Source organism: Mesorhizobium sp. M8A.F.Ca.ET.207.01.1.1 (genome assembly GCF_004794715.1).
Classification (GTDB): Bacteria; Pseudomonadota; Alphaproteobacteria; order Rhizobiales; family Rhizobiaceae; genus Mesorhizobium.
The window spans coordinates 1-527 of sequence record NZ_SRUS01000057.1 but is presented as its reverse complement, the minus strand read 5'-3'; the positions used below and the strand labels follow the sequence as shown (position 1 = coordinate 527).

Here is a 527-nt window from a genome sequence, read left to right as displayed (position 1 = left end):
GCCCGTTCGGATCGGCAACCATGCCGGTGATGCCTTCCAGTACACCGGCCATGTCGGTGCGCACCGGAACGAAACGGCCCTCGCCCAGACGTGCGGCCAGGCCGGCCTCGCCGGCCACCAGCAGCAGCTCCTGATGCTGCAGTATCGCAGTGACCGGCCCGACGGACAGGCCCTGGCGGGCATCGAGGGTGTCGATGCGGGTGGCTCCCATCCGGCGCAGACGGCCATCGGCATAGCCGAGCAGCAGCTGGCCACGGGCATCGAGCGCCAGCGATGAGCAGGCCTGTTCGGGCAGACGGCCTTCCTGCCGCCACTGGCCGTGCAGGTACTGCAGGACGCCATGCTCCCCCGTGCAGACCCAGGCCTGGGTGTCGTCGGGGAACAGCAGGGCGTGCAGGGGCTGCCCGGTGAACGGGGCCGGCAGCGGAATCAATGTCGTGTGGCCGGCCACCGTGCGCGCAAGGTTGACCCAGTCGAACTGCCAGATCGGCGTGGGCGCCTGGCGCGCGGCGGCCTGCAGCTGCGGC

Annotated in this window: 1 protein-coding gene; it reads right to left on the bottom strand. The window is 71.2% G+C overall.

Going from position 1 to position 527, the window contains the following annotated elements; genetic code table 11:
* The coding region (locus EN850_RS33425; RefSeq protein WP_210238000.1) for a hypothetical protein at positions 1-527 on the bottom strand (527 nt) is incomplete at both ends.